This is a genomic window from Castellaniella sp. UC4447_H14 (assembly GCF_052978285.1).
The window spans coordinates 2,244,282-2,260,238 of sequence record NZ_CM129666.1 but is presented as its reverse complement, the minus strand read 5'-3'; the positions used below and the strand labels follow the sequence as shown (position 1 = coordinate 2,260,238).

The following is a 15,957-nucleotide window of genomic DNA, read 5'->3' as shown; positions in this document are numbered from 1 at the left end:
TGCCGTAAGGTCGGGCGCGCAGCCTCCGGTATCCTCCGCGTGAGGCAGGACACCGGAGGTCGTGCGCAGGCCCGTGCGAAGGGATAAGAATGGGATTTTCCGGCTTGGTCGTGCAGCTCCTGAATGGGCTGGTGGAGGCCTCCTCTCTGTTCATGCTGGCGGCGGGCCTGTCGCTGATTTTCGGCGTCACGCGGATCGTGAACTTCGCCCATGGTTCGCTCTACATGCTGGGTCTGTATGTGGCCTACACCCTGGTGCATTCCTTCGGCGGCACGCCATTGGGCTTCTGGGTGGCTCTGCTGGGGGCCTCCTTGCTGGTCGGTGTCCTGGGGGCTGCCGTCGAAATCGTCTTGCTGCGTCGAATTTACCGGGCCCCCGAATTGTTCCAGTTGCTGGCCACGTTCGCCCTGGTGCTGGTGTTCAACGACATGGCGCTGTGGCTGTGGGGTCCCGAGGATTTGCTGGGGCCCCTGGCGCCGGGCCTGAGCGGCTCGATCAGGATTCTGGACCGTTACTTTCCGGGCTATGACCTTCTGCTGGTGTTCGTGGGGCCCGCTGTCCTGGGCCTGTTGTGGATGCTGCTCACGCGCACCCGATGGGGCACGTATGTGCGGGCGGCCACGCAGGATCGTGAAATGCTGGGGGCGCTGGGGGTCAATCAGGCCTGGCTCTTCACGAGCGTCTTTGCCCTGGGGGCGTTGCTGGCGGGGCTGGGGGGCGCTTTGCAGATCCCCAGAATCCCGGCTGACCTGACGCTGGATCTGAGCAGCATCGGCGATGCGTTCGTGGTGGTCGTGGTGGGTGGTATGGGCTCCATTCCCGGTGCCTATGTGGCCGCGCTGATCATTGCGGAGCTCAAGGCCCTGTGCGTGGCGCTGGGCACGGTGTCTTTCGCGGGTCTCACGTTCGCGCTGCCCAAGCTCACGCTGGTGCTGGAGTTCGTTTTCATGGCCGTGGTGCTGGTCTTCCGACCGTGGGGACTGTTTGGCCGCCCGCAGGGCGTCAGCCGCAACTCGGCCCCGGTCGAGACTCCCCTGCGGCGCCCGGGCCCGGCCTTCCGAGCATCCATGGTCGGGTTGGTGGCCGTGCTGGCGCTCCTTCCTTCGCTGTCCGGCCTGATGCCTTATGCGCCGATCCTGATGCTGGACGTGATCATTGCGGCCTTGTTTGCCTTGAGCCTGCACCTGATGATGGGACCTGGAGGCATGGCGTCCTTCGGGCATGCCGCTTTCTTCGGCTTGGGGGCATACGGGGCGGCTTTGTGCCTCAAGGCTGCGGGTTTTCCCGTGGGCTGGGCCCTCGTGCTGGGACCGGCGGTGGCAGCCATCGGCGCGCTCATCATTGGCTGGTTCTGCATTCGCCTCTCGGGGGTGTATCTGGCCATGCTGACCCTGGCGTTTGCTCAGATCGTGTGGTCGGTGGTCTTCCAGTGGGATGACTTCACCGGAGGGTCGAATGGCCTCATCGGTTTGTGGCCGCCGGCCTGGCTCGATGGGAACGTTTACTACTATTTCGTCCTGGCAGTCGTGGTGCTTTCGGCCTGGGCGATTCGCCGCATCCTCTTTTCCCCCTTTGGCTATGCCATTCGCGCCTGCCGGGATTCGGCGCTGCGCGCCGGGGCAATCGGCATCGACGTGCAGCGGGTGCAGTGGCTGACCTTCATCCTGTCGGGCGCTTTCGCAGGCCTGGCGGGCGCGTTGTTCGTGTTCTCCAAGGGGAGTGTCGGCCCGGAGGTTATTTCCATCGGCAAGTCCGTTGATGCCCTGGTCATGGTGCTTCTGGGCGGCTTGCAAACGCTGATGGGGCCAGTGGTGGGGGCGGCAGTGTTTCACTTGCTGCAAGATTATTTCATGGGCGCCACCCAGTACTGGCATGCCTTGTTTGGGGGAGTCATCCTGGTGCTGGTGTTGCTTGCACCTCACGGGATCGTGGGCTCGCTCAGGGATCTTGCAGGCCGCTGGAAGGCGCGTCACTCGGCAGTCGGGGAGAAGTCTGCATGAGCTTGCTGGAAGTCAGAGACCTGTCGAAGCAGTTTGGCGGCAACTGGGCTGTGGATGGAATCAGTTTCGACATCGCCAAAGGGGAGCTGCTGGCCATGATCGGCCCGAACGGCGCCGGCAAGACCACGACGTTCAACATGATCGATGGCCAGCTCCGTGCCACGGCCGGTTCGGTGAAGCTGCGGGGTGCCGAACTGTTGGGCCTCAGCCCGCGCAATATTGCCCGGCTTGGAGTGGGGCGCACCTTCCAGATCGCCGCGACATTTGCTTCGCTGACCGTGGTGGAAAACGTGCAGATGGCGTTGCTGGCCCATCGTCGGCAGATTTATTCCTTTTTCAGCGTGGCGGCCCGGCGCTTTCGTCGTGAGGCCATGCGCCTGCTGGAGCAGGTCGGCATGGACTCTCAGGCGGACCGTCCGTGCAGCCAGCTCGCCTACGGCGACGTCAAGCGGGTGGAACTGGCCATGGCATTGGCCAACGAGCCCAGCCTGTTGCTCATGGATGAGCCCACGGCCGGCATGGCGCCGAGAGAGCGCAACGAACTCATGGCGCTGACCAAGCGTCTGGTGCTCGAGCGCGAGATGGCTGTGTTGTTCACGGAGCACAGCATGGACGTGGTGTTTGCCCACTCCGACCGGATGATCGTGCTGGCGCGCGGCCAGATGATCGCCGAAGGCGATGCGGAAACCATTCGCAATCACCCCAAGGTACAGGAGGTTTACTTTGGCAGCGGCAAGACTTTCGGCAGAAACAAATCGCCGCGGGTGACGATATGACGGGCATGGCTTCAGGGCAGACACTGCTCAGCGTCACCGGCCTGAATGCCTGGTATGGCGCTGCGCATATCCTGTTTGATGTCAGCCTGGAGGTGGGGCGCGGCGAAGTGGTGGCCCTCATGGGACGCAACGGTGCCGGCAAATCCACCACGTTCAAGTCCATCATGGGCCTGATGGACAGAAGCAAGGGCGGGCGCTTCTTCATGGGGCATGATATCGGCGGCCTGCAACCTTACGAGATTGCCCGCCTGGGCCTGGGGTTCGTCCCGGAAGACCGGCGAATCTTCAGTGACCTGACCGTGGCCGAGAACCTGGAAGTGGGGCGGCAGCCGGCCCGGTGCTGGTCCGATGGTACGGCAGCCCTGAACTGGACGCCCGAAGCCCTGTATGCATTGTTTCCCAATCTGGGGGCCATGCAGCGGCGTCCAGCGGGGCAAATGAGCGGCGGGGAACAACAGATGCTCACGGTGGCCCGGACGCTCATGGGCAACCCCTACCTGGTATTGCTCGATGAGCCGTCCGAGGGCGTGGCGCCCATCATCGTCGAACAGATGGCCGATATGATCCTGGGGCTGAAAAAGCAGGGCATCAGCATTTTGCTGTCGGAGCAGAACGCCCCGTTTGCCGAGCTGGTGTCGGACCGCGTCTACGTCCTGGAGAAAGGCCAGATCCGCTATAGCGGCTCGATGGCTGAACTCATGGCCGACGACGGTGTGCGTCGCGCGTATTTGACGGTATAGGAAATCCGGCCCGCTCGTTGAGGAGCCAGAAGAGGACGGACCATGCCGATGTCCCGTTGTGACACGAATCCCCAGGCGGGGCTGCGTCAGCGCTGCTCCAGCGGGGGAATCATGCTGACCGCTTCCATCCCGACCACATCGCAGTTCTCGCCCGGCCCCGCGCGATCGATGATCAGGAAGTTCGACACCTGATCCAGCGCGAGCAACGGGTGGTGCCAGACGCCTTTGGCGTAGTTCACGCCCTGGCCGCCCTCGCACAGGAAGACCCGCAGATCGTCGACCGTCGGCGTGGAGGCAGGGTCGGCCACGACCACCAGGTACGGGCGATCCGACAGGGGGATGAACGCCTGGCTGGCCTTCGGGTGACGTTCCATCATGGTCACCGGGAATGGCAGGGAGCGCGGCTGCCCCCGAAAAATCGAGACGATGACGCGGCCGTCCGGGCCGGCGTCGATGTGGGCAAGATCGTGATAGCGCTCGGTATTGCCGTCGTTGATGGTGAAGTGCCGCACGGAGTCGTCCGCCTGGATGACGTCGCCAAAGGGCGCGAAGGCCTCGCGCGTCAGCGGTTCTATCGTCAGGTGAACCATAAATTGCGCGTCCAGCCGGAAGCGGGCGATCTGCGCGATCTGGTCCAGGCAGGTGGCCAGTTCGGCGTCCCTGTCATTATGCAGGCGTTCTTCGATGGCTTCCATGATCTGGTAACGGCTGCGGCCCTTGACGGCAATGATGAACGGCATTCCGTAGCGCTCGCGGTAGGCCGTGTTCAGACGGCGGAGCCGGCTGAGTTCGTCGGGACTGCATTGGTCCAGGCCCGCGCCGCGTTGTTCGCTGCTTGATGCGCTGGTGAGCGTGCCCGCGGCGGCCTCTTTGCCTGCGAGCTCGGGGTGCGCCATGATCAAGGCAAGCTGTTCGTCGTGGCTGGCCCGTTGCACGACCTCCACCATGGCCCTGTGCAGCGCCTGCACGGAAGCAAACGGACGGGCGGCCCAGGCGCGCTCGGGAATCCAGGGGGAGTGCTCGAAAATGCCCCCAAGTGCGCGGGCGAAGTCGGTCTGGGGGAGGGCGGAAAGCTCGTTCAGTGTCATGGCGGCCAAGGTAAAGGGGGCGGCGCCGCGGCGGTTCAACGGTCCGGGGCGCTCCAGTCAGCAGTCTACTGGCGTTCCGATACCGAATGGTAGGTGCGATTCTGAATAATCGGTATTCGTGTTTTCCGATACAGGCCCTCGTGCCCGGTCGGAGCGGATACGCGACTGTCCACGCATCGAGCCGGTGAAACTCCGGGCGGCGATCCCGCCGCCCGGAGCCCGGTCAGTGGCTGCCGTCCGGCACGGTCTGAGTCTCGATGTATTCCATGAGCCCTTCCAGGCCGCCTTCGCGTCCCAGCCCGGAACTGAGCATGCCGCCAAAAGGCGCGATCGCGGCGGGCCCCGTGCCAGTGTTATAGGCGCAATGGCCGAAGTGCAGGCGCGCGATGATGCGGTGCGAACGGGCCCGGTCCTTGCCGAATACGTAGGCGGCGAGGCCAAATTCCGTGTCGTTGGCTCGGCGGATCACTTCATCGTCGTCATCGAAAGGAATCAGGGGGATGAGTGGCCCGAAGGTTTCCTCGTGGCAGCAGCGCATCGTGTCGTCCACGCCGCCAACGACGGTAGGCGTGAAGAACAGACCGCGTGTGGCATCCAGCGCATCCGGCTGGCTGCCGGTCAGCAGCGTGGCGCCTTTGTCCAGCGCATCGGCCAGATGTCCCTTGACCTTGGCGAACCCGTTTGCATTGATCAGGGGGCCGATGTCGACTCCTTCCTTCATGCCGTCGCCGACTTTGAGCTTGCTGACCCGTTCGGTGATCTTTCGTGCAAAGGACTCGTAGACGCTCTTTTGCACGTAAACGCGATTGGCACAGACGCATGTCTGTCCCGCGCCGCGGAACTTGTTGATCATCAGACCGTCCGCCGCAGCGTCCAGATCCGCATCATCCAGCACGATGAAGGGCGCGTTGCCGCCTAGCTCCAGGCCGAGGCGCTTGACGCGACTGGCGGCCTGCTGCATCAGCAGTCGACCGGTGGCCGTCGATCCGGTGAATGACACCATGGCCACGTCGGGGGAATCCATCAGTTCGGCACCGATCTGCACTGCGTCGCCGATGACCAGATTGATCATGCCCTTGGGCAGATCCAGCGTTTCCGCCATGACCTGGAAGAGCGCAATCATGGTGAGCGGCGTGTCGGGAGCCGGTTTGATGACGGAGGGGCAGCCGGCGGCAAGCGCTGGTGCGATCTTCTTGGCGATCATGGCGATCGGGAAGTTCCACGGCGTGATCAGGCCCACGACCCCGACCGGCCGTTTGTAGATCGTCCAGGCGCAGCCCTTGACCTTGTCCGGCAAGGCTTCAGGGGCGGTGCCCGCTTCGACCCGTTTGGCGTAGTAGTCGAAAAAGCTCGCCGCATATTGGACCTCGCCCTGCGCTTCTTTCCAGGGTTTGCCATGCTCCAGGCAGAGGATGCGCCCTATCTCTTCCTGTTGCGCCAATAGTGCGTCGCGGGTCGCTTCCAGCCAGTGGCGCCGCGTGGCCACATCGGTGTCGCTCAGGAGTGCGCGCTTGGCCGATGCAATGGCGCGTCGTGTTTCGGCGGCGCCCATGAAAGGCACGTCGGCCAGTTTTTCGCCGGTGGCCGGGTTGAAGACATCCAGCCGCCTGCCGGAGTCGGCAGCGATCCATTGGTCGTTGACATAGCCGGAGAGGTGAGAAAGCAAATTTGAACGGATCATGTCGTACCCCTGTTATGAATCGAGCGTGATGCTATCCCGCAGCCCGGAACCCGAGGCAAGGTGGTCGAAGCCTTCGTTGACCTCTTCGAGTTTGAAGGATTTGCCCAGCAATTTGTCCACGGGCAGCTTGCCCGCCTTGTATAGCGACACATAATGGTTGATCGCGATGGCGGGAACCCCGGACCCCAGGTAGCTGCCGCGGATGTCCCGCTCCTGTCCGACCAACTGCGAGATCGGCAGACTGAACATATGCTTCGGGTGCGGGAGTCCTGTGGTCATTGTGACCCCGCCCCTGCAGGTCAGCTTGTAGGCCGCTTCGAACGCGGGTACCGCCCCCGCCGCGTCGTAGCCAATGTCGACGGGACCGCCCGCGGCATCCAGCAGTTCCTGGTCGGACTTGATGGTCCGGGGATCGATGACGTGCGTGGCGCCCAGGGTCCGCGCCAGTTCCCGTTTGCCGGGATCCAGTTCCACGCCCACGATGCGCTGGGCGCCGGCGGCGACGGCCGCCATGAGCCCGCTCAGACCCACGCCTCCCAGGCCCACGATGGCGATGGAATTACCGGCCCTGATGCCCGAGCGGTTGATGACGGCGCCCGCGCCAGTCAGCACCGCACAGCCGAAGAGCGAAGCCTCCTGGTGCGACAGCTCCGCTTCGATCTTCACGCAGGAACGTTGCGACACGACGGCGTAGTCGGAAAAGCACGATACGCCCAGGTGGTGATTGATTTCCTCTTTGCCCATGTGCAGGCGGCGCTCTCCGCCGAGCAGCACACCGTTGGTGTTGGCGGCAGCCCCCGGCTCGCACAGCGCGGGGCGTCCCGACATGCAGGGGTTGCAGTGGCCACAGCTGGGCACGAACACCGTGACCACATGGTCTCCAGGCCGAAGCTGGTCCACTCCCGGGCCGACCTCGACGACTTCGCTGGATGATTCATGGCCCAGCGCCATCGGCATGACGCGCGGGCGGCTGCCGTTGATGACCGACAGGTCGGAGTGGCACAGGCCGGCAACCTTGACCTTGATCAGGACCTCGCCGAAGCCCGGAGGCGCCAATTCGGCCTCTTCAATGTGAATCGGTCGGCTTTGCTGATACGGAGCCGGCAATCCCATTTCTCGCAGTAAAGCAATGCGTGTTTTCAAGATAACTCCTTCCGTTCTGGATCATGGGCGTCCGTTCGAGATGGCGCCACGTTCAATGTTGAATACGGTGTCGAGCAACTCCGCGGAGTGCCGCAGGTCGGATTCGGCGATGATGATCGACAGGCCGCCGCTCTTGAGATTGGCAATCACCTCCGCGATCCGGCGGGCCAGTGCCGGCGCCACGCCCTCGAAGGGCTCGTCGAGCAGCAGCAGTCGTGAGCCGCACATCAGCGCGCGGCCGATCGCCACCAGCTTTTGCTGTCCGCCGGAGAGTTGCTGGGCCTTGCGGGGGGCGAATTCCCGGACTTCCGGGATCATGCGGCAGACTTCCTCCCAACGCTCCTGGGTGTCCGCGCGCTTCATGGCCCACGAGGGGACACAAATGTTCTCTTGTACCGAGAGTTCCGGCACGAGGCGCCGGTCTTCCGGCATGTAGCCTATGCCCAGGCGTGCCCGAGTCCAGGCGGGCGCGGTAGTGAGCGGCTTGCCGTCGAACAGAATCTGACCGCGCCGCGCGGGAAGCAGCCCCATGATGCTGCGCATCAGTGTGGTCTTGCCCGCGCCGTTGCGCCCGATCAGGCCCGCCATTTCTTGCGGGGCGAGCTTCAAGGCAATCTGGCGCAAAATGCCGACAGGTCCGATCGATACGTCGAGATCATGGATTTCAAGCATGTTGGGCCTCACTCCTGTGGGCGCCGGCAGCTTTTTCCGCGAGGGCTGCCGGGCCGCCGATGACGTGCGTCAAGACTTCCGCGTCCGTCAGCACCGCCTGGGCCGCGCCGTCAGCCAGGACGCGTCCTGAATAGAAGGCCAGCACCCGTTCAGAGTAACGCTGGACGATGTCCATGTCGTGTTCCACGAACAGCACCGTGACATTCCGGGACCGCACGACTTCCATCACCCGGTCCATGATGTCGAATTTCTCTTCCGCGCTGACCCCGCTGGTGGGTTCGTCGAGAAACAGGACCTTGGGGCTGGCCACCATGGCCATGGCGATATCCAGCAGTTTGCGCAGTCCCTCGGGCAGGGTGCTGGCCTTCGTGTCGCGGTGCGCTGCGAGCCCGAATTGCTCGAGCACCTGGTCAGCGGCCTCCCAAAGCCCGCTCTCGAACCCCGGGACGCGGTGCGGCGTGCGTGCCAGCATGGATCGGCGGCTGTTGCGCAGGACGATGCCGAGTCCTATCCCCAGATTCTCGCGGACCGTCAGGCTGTCGAACAATTGGGGAATCTGGAACGAGCGACAGATGCCGATCCGTGTGACTTCGCGGGGGCTCAGCGATGTGATGTCGCGCCCGTCATACAGGATGCGGCCGGAGTCGGGCTTCAGATATCCCGTGATCATGTTGATGAAGGTGGTCTTGCCGGCCCCGTTGGTACCGATCAGCCCTACCACCGTGTGGGGGGCGATGCTGACCGTGATGTCGTCGGCCGCTGTGACGGCGCCGAATTGTTTGCGCAGGCCGGCTGCTTCGATAATGGCGGTCATTTGAGTGCCTTCGCTTGCCGGTGTTGGAACAGGGACCACAAACCGCCTGGCAGGAAAACGATGATCGCCAGCATCACGGCTCCCAGCATGAGCTGCCAGATCTCCGGTGTGTATTGGGTGGCGAGGCTGCGTACCGCTTCGAACAGGATGGCGCCGAGAAAAGGCGCGATCACGCTCCCCGTGCCTGCCAGGATCGCGACGAACAGGAATTCGCCTGAAGTCGCCCAATAGGACATTTCGGGGTCCACATGGCCCACGACGACGGCCGCGATTGCGCCGCCCGCACCCGCCAGGGCGGCGGCGATGAGATATTTGACGTAAACCGACCAGTACACGTCGGCACCCATGTATTCGACGCGGATTTCGTTATCGCGGATCGCCGTGGAAAGGCGTCCCAGCGGGGTGTGGAAATAGCGGTACATGCCGCAGACGGCCAGGAATGCCAAGACGCACACCAGGATCAGCAGGCCGAGCTGGCCGTGGCTGTCGGCCAGCGGGTGGCCGAAGAGCGCGGCGGGTTTGACGTTGACCCCGTCGGTGCTGCCCAGCGTCGTTGTCTTGACCAGGCCGCCGTACAGCACCATCGAGAAGGCCAGGCTCAGCATGGCGAAGAAGATGTTGCGATAGCGTGCCATGAGCAGGCCCAGGACTGCGGCGACGGCAACCGCGACCGCGATTCCCAGGATGATTTGCAGCAGGACGTCGTCGACACCCAGAAATTCGCTCAGGACCCCCGCGGTATAGGCGCCCAGGCAGTAGAACAGGGCTTGACCGAACGAGACCAGCCCGGTGCGCAGCAACAGCAGCAGGCCCAGGACAACCAGCCCTTTGGCGAGCGCCAGCGTGAGCAGGAATTGCCAACTGCCGAAGACGGCACCGAAGGCGATGATGGCGATGGCCAGCACGGCAAAGAGGCCGTAGTTTTTAGAGGAGTACATCATATCTTGCGCACCTCGGCACCCGCGAAAAGGCCTTTGGGCCGGAAGATGAGGACGATGGCCATCACGAGATAGACGCTGAAAAGTTCGGCCTCGGGAAGATAGTGGACGGCGGCGGCCCGGGTGATCCCCACGATGAGCGCCCCCAGGGCAGCACCGGGCAGGCTGCCCAGTCCCCCGATGACGACGACCGCAAAGGCCAGCACGATGACCTCCACGCCCATGCCGGGGACGACTGAAATCATGGGGGCCGTGATGGCGCCGCCGATCGCCGCCAGGATGGCGCCCACCGTGAAGGTCGTCAGGTAAAAGCGCCCCACGTTGATCCCCATGGCAACGCTGACTTCCCTGTCGTGTATCACCACGCGCAGGAGCTTGCCGGAGCGCGTGCGTTTGAGCACCCAGCTCATGGCGCCGCCAATCAAGAGCGCGACCGCCAGCAGCAGGAGATCGTAAGTGGGGTAGATGAGATTGCCGAATTCCAGCGTACCCAGCAGGCCGTAGGGTTCGGCGAAGAAGTACGGATCCACGCCCCACGCCAGCTTGATGAGGTCTTCCAGGATGAGCAGCAGCGCGTAAGTGGCCAGCAGCAGGGTGACTTCGTCGCGGCCATACATGAAGCGCAACAGACCGCGTTCGATGACGAGGCCGGCCGCGAGCCCCGCGACGACGGCTGCCACGATGAGAATGGCGTAGCTGCCGTATGGCGAATAGCCGTGGGCGAGCCAGACGCCCCCCAGGGATGCGGCGGCATAGGCGCCCAGCGCGTAAAGACTGCCATGAGCCATGTTCAGGATCTTCATGACGCCGTAGATCAGCGTCAGGCCCGCGGCAATCAGGAAGAGCCAGGAAGCGTAGATGATCCCATCCGCCAGCACAGCAGGAATCTGATTCATAACAAAACCTCGGTGGAGGGCGACAGGCCGAAAAAGCCTGTCACCCGGGCACTGATTCCTTATTTCTTGAAGCCGTTATTGATCCATTCCGTGCTCTTGACGCCATCGGGCGGTGTCACCTTGTCGGCCGGGAAGCGCACGATGTCGACCACCTTGAGCTTGCCGTTTTCATGCTTGACGGTGCCCACGGCTGTTCCCTGGACGGCTTGGTGGCCCTTGCCCAGACCCAGGGTCACTTCGCCGCCGGGGCCGGTCCAGGTCAGGTGCTCGAACGCAGCGATGATCTGGTCCTGTGTGGGCGTCTGGCCATTGTTGGCGGCCTTGGCCTTTTCATAGGCGGTTTTCACGCCCAGGATGGCCTGCGTGATCTTGTACGCGGGATAGCTGGGGGGAATCGAATAGCGGTCTTCGAACGTCTTGCGGAACCAGGTGTTCATTTCGGATTCCGGTGCCAGCATGTCGAACGGGCCCCGGGCGCCAATGATGGTGCCGTCGGGAATCTGTGCACCCAGTTTCTGCACGGCGGTTTCCCCCGCCGTGAGAATGACCTTGCTCTTCTTGAACAGGCCGCGTGCGGCTCCCTGCAGGATCAATGCATCGGTGTCGCCGCCCCAGAAGCTGGACATCACCACGTCGGCCTTGCTCGACAGCAGTGTGGAGATTTCGGCTCCGTACTGACCGGCACCCAGTTTCGGGAACTGGGTCGTGGCGACCTTGGCATGCGGATACAACTGGGTCATCGAGGCCTTGAAATCCGCCCAGTTGTCCTGCCCGTAGGCGTAGTTCTGGTTGATGCCGGCGTAGTTGCTGACCTTGATGCCGCGCGCCTTCAAATACAAGGCGGCACTGACGTTGTCCATGGTTCCCATGGCACCGGTGCGGAAGACGTAGTGATAGGAATTGTCCTCGAAGATGCGCGGTGTGCCGCAGTCGAACAGTACCGTGAGCTTCTTGAGCTCTTCGGCCACGGGCGCCACCGCGAGGCAATCGCCGCTGGAGATGTAGCCAACCACCATGTCCACGCCTTGCTGGCCGACCAGATTGCGGTATTCAGTCACCGCCTTGGTCGAACCGCCCGCTTCATCGATGATCTTCAGTTCGATGGGGGTGCCGCCGAAGCCCTTGGTGTTGTAGGGCGCTGGGGTGGTGCCGGCGTTGATCTGGTCGGCAATCAGCTCCGCTCCGTTGCGAGCCGGAATGCCGAAGGTGCCGGCTGCGGAACCGGACAGGAATGTCACCACGCCGATCCTGATGGGTTTTTCCGCTGCGGCAACGTTGCCCGCCACGCCTACCGATAGTGCGCCAATGGCGGCGCACAGCGCCGTTTTGCGCGTCAAGCTGTTCAAACCGAATTTCATGGAGCTCTCCTTTTGGCTTCCTTGACCTGCCCGGAACAGCCCCTGTTTGCAGGGGCTGTTCCGGGCTACTGTCCCGCGCGGGCTGGTGCCCGGTACTCGGGACTCTTTGAGTGGAATCCTTGGAGCGCAAGCGGGATGTCCTGGCGCTTCGGCGGTTCGCATGGACGATTGCAGTCTCGGTCAATCGTTCAATATAATGAACGCCGTTGCGTATAATGAACGGCGTACATCTTATGAAATGTATGGGTAAGGGTCAATCTGTTACCACAGAGGGTTATCCCTTAGGCATACCCTATCGGCGGGCCGGTTTCGGCGGTCATAGGCGTTCAGCAAGGGGGTTCTTTTGACGGCAGACAAGCTTTCCGCACCGGCTGTAGCCAGGGCTACGGCCATCCTCGATCTCATTGCCCGCTCAGGGTCCCCGCAGTCCCTGGCGGACCTGACCCGCGCCCTTCAGCTACCGAAGAGCAGCATCCACGGGTTGTGTGCGACGCTGGAGCACCTGAACCTGCTGACGCGCCTCGAAAGCGGCCAGATGACCCTCGGGCCGCATGTGGTGATGTGGTCGAATGCGTTCCTGGCCCGGATCAACATTACCCAGGAATTTTTTGCCTCCTGGGACGAAATGCGGGTCTTGCCGGAGGAGACCATCACCTTGTCCGTGCGCGACGGACAGGAGGTCGTCTACATCGCCTGCCGCAATGGCAGCCGGCCGCTAGGCTACACGTTCAAGACCGGCATGCGGATTCCCGCCGTCTACACGGCGACGGGGCTTGCCATGCTGAGCACGCTGCCGGACCAGAGCGTGAGCCGGCTTTTCGCCGGGCCCGACCTGCCGTGGCCCACACCGTTCACGATGAAGGGCCTGCGCGACTTCGAGTCGCTCATGGTGGAATTGAGCGCGGTTCGGCACCGCGGCTATTCGATCGACCGGGAAGGCGTGCGCGAGGGGATGTACTGCTTTGGTGCCCCGGTGTTCGACTCCCACAACCCGGAAGCGGTTGCGGGGGTCGCCGTCAGCATCCTGGCCAACGAAGTGGACGTCGATCTCGAAAAGCGGGCGGGTATGGCCATGCGCAAGCTGGCCGACCGCCTGTCGGAACGCCTGGGCGGGCTCACCACCGGCCGCGGCGCGTGGCACCACAAATCGAACATCAGTTAGCGGCCAACCGAGCGGGCGGTGCCTATGGGTGAATCGGATCGGGTGCCGGCGCCGCGCCGGCCGTCAGGCTGGCCTGCAGCATGGCAGCGACCTTGGCAATGCACTGGCGCAGCCATGCCACCTCCGGTGAGCCGTGACAGCGTCGGTGCCATAGCAGGTAGAAGCGCATGGGAGGAAACGGGAACGGCGAAGGCAGAATGGTGATGGGCAAATAGCGCGCGTAGTGCTGTGCGAATTGCCGGCCGGTGGTGAAGATCAGGTCGGTGCGCAGCAACATGCCGGCCACCTGGCCAAAGTACGGGATGGTCATCTGGATGTTGCGATGCAGTCCCTGGGACGCCAGGTATCCGTCGATGAAGCTCTGGCGCTCCGACACATAGGGGAACGGCGCCAGGTGCGGCAGGTCCAGGTATTGCTTCAGGCTCAGCGGGCGGCTCGCAACTGGGTTCTGGCTGCCCACCATACAGACGACTTCGTCGTCGAAGAGGCGCGCCATGTGCATCTGCAGCGGAGGCTCCAGCCAGTTGCCGATCACCACGTCCAGGCCGCCGTTTTCCAGGCCCCCGACATAGTCGTAATCCGCATTGATCGGGTGTACGATGAATTTTGCATGAGGTGCTTCGCGCCGCACGATTTCGGCGATGTTCGGCAGGAACATGGCGTCCAGATAATCCGGTGCCCCCAGATGGAACTCCCGTGCCGAGGTCGTCGGCTCGAAGGCGCCAGGCAGTTGGGTGATGCGTTCGATCGCACTCAGGGCATCGTTGGCGTGGGACAGCAGTTCCACTCCCCGTTCGGTGGGCACCATGCCTGTCTTGCTGCGCACCAGAATGGGATCGCCGGTGATTTCCCGCAGGCGCCGCAACGAATTGCTCAGCGCCGGTTGGGACAACCCCAGCTTGATGGCTGCGCGCGAGACGCTCTGCTCGGTGAGCAGGATCTGCAGGATACGCAGGAGGTGGGTGTCCATGGGTTCGCGGGCTCTTTGCATTCGGTCTATTATTCCCGGCTCGCCGCGAGCCGTCCATGGTCGGCGGCGGATCTGGAAGGCTGGCGAAGCCTCCGGTCGGTACCTGGCCCGGTCATTGCATGATGACCACCATCATTTTCCATGAATGCCCGTGCCAACCGCCCGGTGCTATCTTGACGGCATAAAGACGGGTGCGCCTTGCGCCCGCGCCAGCATGAAAGGTACTGATATGGAGACAAGCACCATCCGGTTTCATTATCGTGGCGAGGTCCACGAGGTCTCGGATCAGCCGACCACCCGCACGGTGCTGCAATATCTGCGTGAAGACCTTGGCTGCATGGGCACCAAGGAGGGATGCGCCGAAGGCGACTGCGGCGCCTGTACGGTCGTGGTGGCCGAGCCCGATGGCCACGGCGGGGTGGCGCTGCGCGCCGTCAATAGCTGCATCCAGTTCCTGCCGACGCTGGACGGCAAGGCGTTATACACCGTCGAGGATCTGCGCCAGCCGGACGGCGCGCTGCATCCGGTGCAGCAGGCCATGGTCGATTGCCATGGCTCGCAGTGCGGGTTCTGTACCCCCGGTTTTGTCATGTCCCTGTGGGGCCTGTATCTGGCGCACGAACCCCAGGGTGCCGCGCCGACGCGCATCGAGGTGGACGATTGCCTGTCGGGCAATCTGTGCCGCTGCACAGGCTATCAGCCCATCGTGCGGGCAGCTTCGGAAATGTACGCCTATCCGCGTGTGCCGTTTGATCGCGACGCGCTGGCGAAGGTGCTGGCCAGGCTGCAGCGCGACGATACCTTTGAATATGCCTATGACGGCCATACTTTCCATGCGCCGCGCACGCTTGCGCAACTGGCGAAGCTGCGACTGGACTATCCGGATGCCCGGATCCTGGCCGGCAGCACGGATGTGGGGCTGTGGGTCACCAAGCAGTACCGCGACCTGCCGCATCTGATTTACATCGGCCAGGTCGGCGAGCTGCGCGACATCCACCCGGAAGGCGACGAGCTCTACATCGGTGCAGGCGCTTCGTTGAACGAGGCCTATGACGCCCTCATCGGCTTCGTGCCGGAACTGGCCGAGCTGCGGCAGCGCTTCGCCTCCATGCCGATCCGCAATGCAGGCACGATGGGCGGCAATGTCGCCAACGGTTCGCCCATTGGCGATTCCATGCCGGCGCTGATCGCGCTGGGTGCCCGCATCGTGTTGCGCCAGGGCGAGCGGGTGCGCGAGATGCCCTTGGAAGATTTCTATCTGGCCTACCAGAAGAACGCCGCCAAACCTGGCGAATTCGTTCAGGGCTTGCGGGTGCCGGTCGAGATCGCGGGTCGGCAGTTCCGCGCGTACAAGCTTTCCAAGCGCTTCGATCAGGACATTTCGGCGGTCTGCGCGGCCTTTGCACTGGTGCTGGACGAGCACGGCCGCGTGCAGTCCCTGCGCACCGGCTTTGGCGGCGTGGCCGCCACGCCCAGCCGCGCGCGTGCGGTCGAGGCGGCGCTGCAGGGTCAGCCGTGGGACGAATCCCACGTGCGCACCGCCATGGACGCCGTGAAACGGGACTTCGAGCCGCTGTCGGACATGCGCGCCACCAGTGACTACCGGCTGCTGGCTTCGCGCAATCTGCTTTACCGCTTTTACCTGGAAACCGCCCCTGGGGCGCCGCTGGCGACGCATCAGGTCAATGTAGCCGTGCTGGCTGATATCGCCTGAGGAGG

General features: G+C 63.5%; 14 protein-coding genes and 1 pseudogene. 5 read left to right on the top strand and 10 right to left on the bottom strand.

Annotated features, from left to right (window positions below):
* The first annotated feature begins 89 nt into the window (after positions 1-89).
* Genes ACVCMJ_RS10860 through ACVCMJ_RS10850 form a run of 3 tightly spaced genes read left to right on the top strand, consistent with a single transcriptional unit; the run spans position 90 to position 3,516 of the window.
* The gene (locus ACVCMJ_RS10860) at positions 90-2,000 is read left to right on the top strand and encodes an ABC transporter permease (RefSeq protein WP_447081425.1); all 1,911 of its coding nucleotides are present in this window, start codon (positions 90-92) and stop codon (positions 1,998-2,000) included.
* Positions 1,997-2,776 carry an ABC transporter ATP-binding protein gene (locus ACVCMJ_RS10855; RefSeq protein ID WP_447081424.1) on the top strand — a complete coding sequence of 260 codons (780 nt, stop codon included), beginning with the start codon at positions 1,997-1,999 and terminating at the stop codon, positions 2,774-2,776. Before ACVCMJ_RS10860 ends, ACVCMJ_RS10855 begins: the two co-directional genes overlap by 4 nt.
* A gap of 5 nt (positions 2,777-2,781) precedes the next feature.
* Positions 2,782-3,516 (top strand): ABC transporter ATP-binding protein, encoded by a 735-nt coding sequence (locus tag ACVCMJ_RS10850; RefSeq protein WP_447081423.1) that lies wholly within the window; start codon positions 2,782-2,784, stop codon positions 3,514-3,516.
* Positions 3,517-3,602: 86 nt separating this feature from the next.
* Here the strand turns inward: ACVCMJ_RS10850 and ACVCMJ_RS10845 are convergent, their stop codons facing one another.
* From ACVCMJ_RS10845 to ACVCMJ_RS10805, 9 genes and pseudogenes are all read right to left on the bottom strand, one after another.
* Entirely contained in the window at positions 3,603-4,106 is a 504-nt protein-coding gene (locus ACVCMJ_RS10845) for an ureidoglycolate lyase (RefSeq protein ID WP_447082762.1), read from the bottom strand.
* Between the two features lie 66 nt (positions 4,107-4,172).
* A pseudogene (uraD, locus tag ACVCMJ_RS10840) lies at positions 4,173-4,604 on the bottom strand (2-oxo-4-hydroxy-4-carboxy-5-ureidoimidazoline decarboxylase); the annotation flags it as partial.
* 223 nt (positions 4,605-4,827) lie between these two features.
* On the bottom strand, positions 4,828-6,285 hold the full coding sequence (locus tag ACVCMJ_RS10835; protein WP_447081422.1) for an NAD-dependent succinate-semialdehyde dehydrogenase: 1,458 nt from the start codon (positions 6,283-6,285) through the stop codon (positions 4,828-4,830).
* Positions 6,286-6,297: 12 nt separating this feature from the next.
* A complete protein-coding gene (locus ACVCMJ_RS10830) occupies positions 6,298-7,428 on the bottom strand; it encodes an alcohol dehydrogenase catalytic domain-containing protein (RefSeq protein WP_447081421.1) in 1,131 nt (376 codons plus the stop codon).
* Positions 7,429-7,449: 21 nt separating this feature from the next.
* Positions 7,450-8,100 (bottom strand): ABC transporter ATP-binding protein, encoded by a 651-nt coding sequence (locus tag ACVCMJ_RS10825; protein ID WP_447081420.1) that lies wholly within the window; start codon positions 8,098-8,100, stop codon positions 7,450-7,452.
* Complete coding sequence (locus ACVCMJ_RS10820) at positions 8,093-8,914, bottom strand: ABC transporter ATP-binding protein (protein WP_447081419.1); 822 nt, start codon at positions 8,912-8,914, stop codon at positions 8,093-8,095. Before ACVCMJ_RS10820 ends, ACVCMJ_RS10825 begins: the two co-directional genes overlap by 8 nt.
* The gene (locus ACVCMJ_RS10815) at positions 8,911-9,855 is read right to left on the bottom strand and encodes a branched-chain amino acid ABC transporter permease (RefSeq protein WP_447081418.1); all 945 of its coding nucleotides are present in this window, start codon (positions 9,853-9,855) and stop codon (positions 8,911-8,913) included. Before ACVCMJ_RS10815 ends, ACVCMJ_RS10820 begins: the two co-directional genes overlap by 4 nt.
* The gene (locus ACVCMJ_RS10810; protein ID WP_447081417.1) at positions 9,852-10,748 is read right to left on the bottom strand and encodes a branched-chain amino acid ABC transporter permease; all 897 of its coding nucleotides are present in this window, start codon (positions 10,746-10,748) and stop codon (positions 9,852-9,854) included. Before ACVCMJ_RS10810 ends, ACVCMJ_RS10815 begins: the two co-directional genes overlap by 4 nt.
* A gap of 59 nt (positions 10,749-10,807) precedes the next feature.
* A complete protein-coding gene (locus ACVCMJ_RS10805) occupies positions 10,808-12,106 on the bottom strand; it encodes an ABC transporter substrate-binding protein (protein WP_447081416.1) in 1,299 nt (432 codons plus the stop codon).
* Between the two features lie 343 nt (positions 12,107-12,449).
* Here ACVCMJ_RS10805 and ACVCMJ_RS10800 point away from each other — a divergent pair, with 343 nt between their 5' ends.
* On the top strand, positions 12,450-13,268 hold the full coding sequence (locus ACVCMJ_RS10800; RefSeq protein ID WP_447081415.1) for an IclR family transcriptional regulator: 819 nt from the start codon (positions 12,450-12,452) through the stop codon (positions 13,266-13,268).
* Positions 13,269-13,290: 22 nt separating this feature from the next.
* On the opposite strand, the gene ACVCMJ_RS10795 is transcribed toward ACVCMJ_RS10800, so the two are convergent.
* Entirely contained in the window at positions 13,291-14,238 is a 948-nt protein-coding gene (locus ACVCMJ_RS10795) for a LysR family transcriptional regulator (protein ID WP_447081414.1), read from the bottom strand.
* A 229-nt stretch (positions 14,239-14,467) separates the two neighbouring features.
* Between ACVCMJ_RS10795 and xdhA the strand changes: the two genes are divergently transcribed.
* Positions 14,468-15,952: a xanthine dehydrogenase small subunit gene (gene xdhA / locus ACVCMJ_RS10790; protein WP_447082572.1), complete on the top strand. Its 1,485-nt coding sequence runs from the start codon at positions 14,468-14,470 to the stop codon at positions 15,950-15,952.
* The last annotated feature ends 5 nt before the right edge of the window (positions 15,953-15,957 follow it).

Coding starts and splice junctions, on each gene's coding strand:
- ACVCMJ_RS10860 (WP_447081425.1), top strand. CDS start 90: ATGGGATTTTCCGGCTTGGTCGTGCAGCTCCTGAATGGGCTGGTGGAG.
- ACVCMJ_RS10855 (WP_447081424.1), top strand. CDS start 1,997: ATGAGCTTGCTGGAAGTCAGAGACCTGTCGAAGCAGTTTGGCGGCAAC.
- ACVCMJ_RS10850 (WP_447081423.1), top strand. CDS start 2,782: ATGGCTTCAGGGCAGACACTGCTCAGCGTCACCGGCCTGAATGCCTGG.
- ACVCMJ_RS10845 (WP_447082762.1), bottom strand. CDS start 4,106: ATGGTTCACCTGACGATAGAACCGCTGACGCGCGAGGCCTTCGCGCCC.
- ACVCMJ_RS10835 (WP_447081422.1), bottom strand. CDS start 6,285: ATGATCCGTTCAAATTTGCTTTCTCACCTCTCCGGCTATGTCAACGAC.
- ACVCMJ_RS10825 (WP_447081420.1), bottom strand. CDS start 8,100: ATGCTTGAAATCCATGATCTCGACGTATCGATCGGACCTGTCGGCATT.
- ACVCMJ_RS10820 (WP_447081419.1), bottom strand. CDS start 8,914: ATGACCGCCATTATCGAAGCAGCCGGCCTGCGCAAACAATTCGGCGCC.
- ACVCMJ_RS10815 (WP_447081418.1), bottom strand. CDS start 9,855: ATGATGTACTCCTCTAAAAACTACGGCCTCTTTGCCGTGCTGGCCATC.
- ACVCMJ_RS10810 (WP_447081417.1), bottom strand. CDS start 10,748: ATGAATCAGATTCCTGCTGTGCTGGCGGATGGGATCATCTACGCTTCC.
- ACVCMJ_RS10805 (WP_447081416.1), bottom strand. CDS start 12,106: ATGAAATTCGGTTTGAACAGCTTGACGCGCAAAACGGCGCTGTGCGCC.
- ACVCMJ_RS10795 (WP_447081414.1), bottom strand. CDS start 14,238: ATGGACACCCACCTCCTGCGTATCCTGCAGATCCTGCTCACCGAGCAG.
- xdhA (WP_447082572.1), top strand. CDS start 14,468: ATGGAGACAAGCACCATCCGGTTTCATTATCGTGGCGAGGTCCACGAG.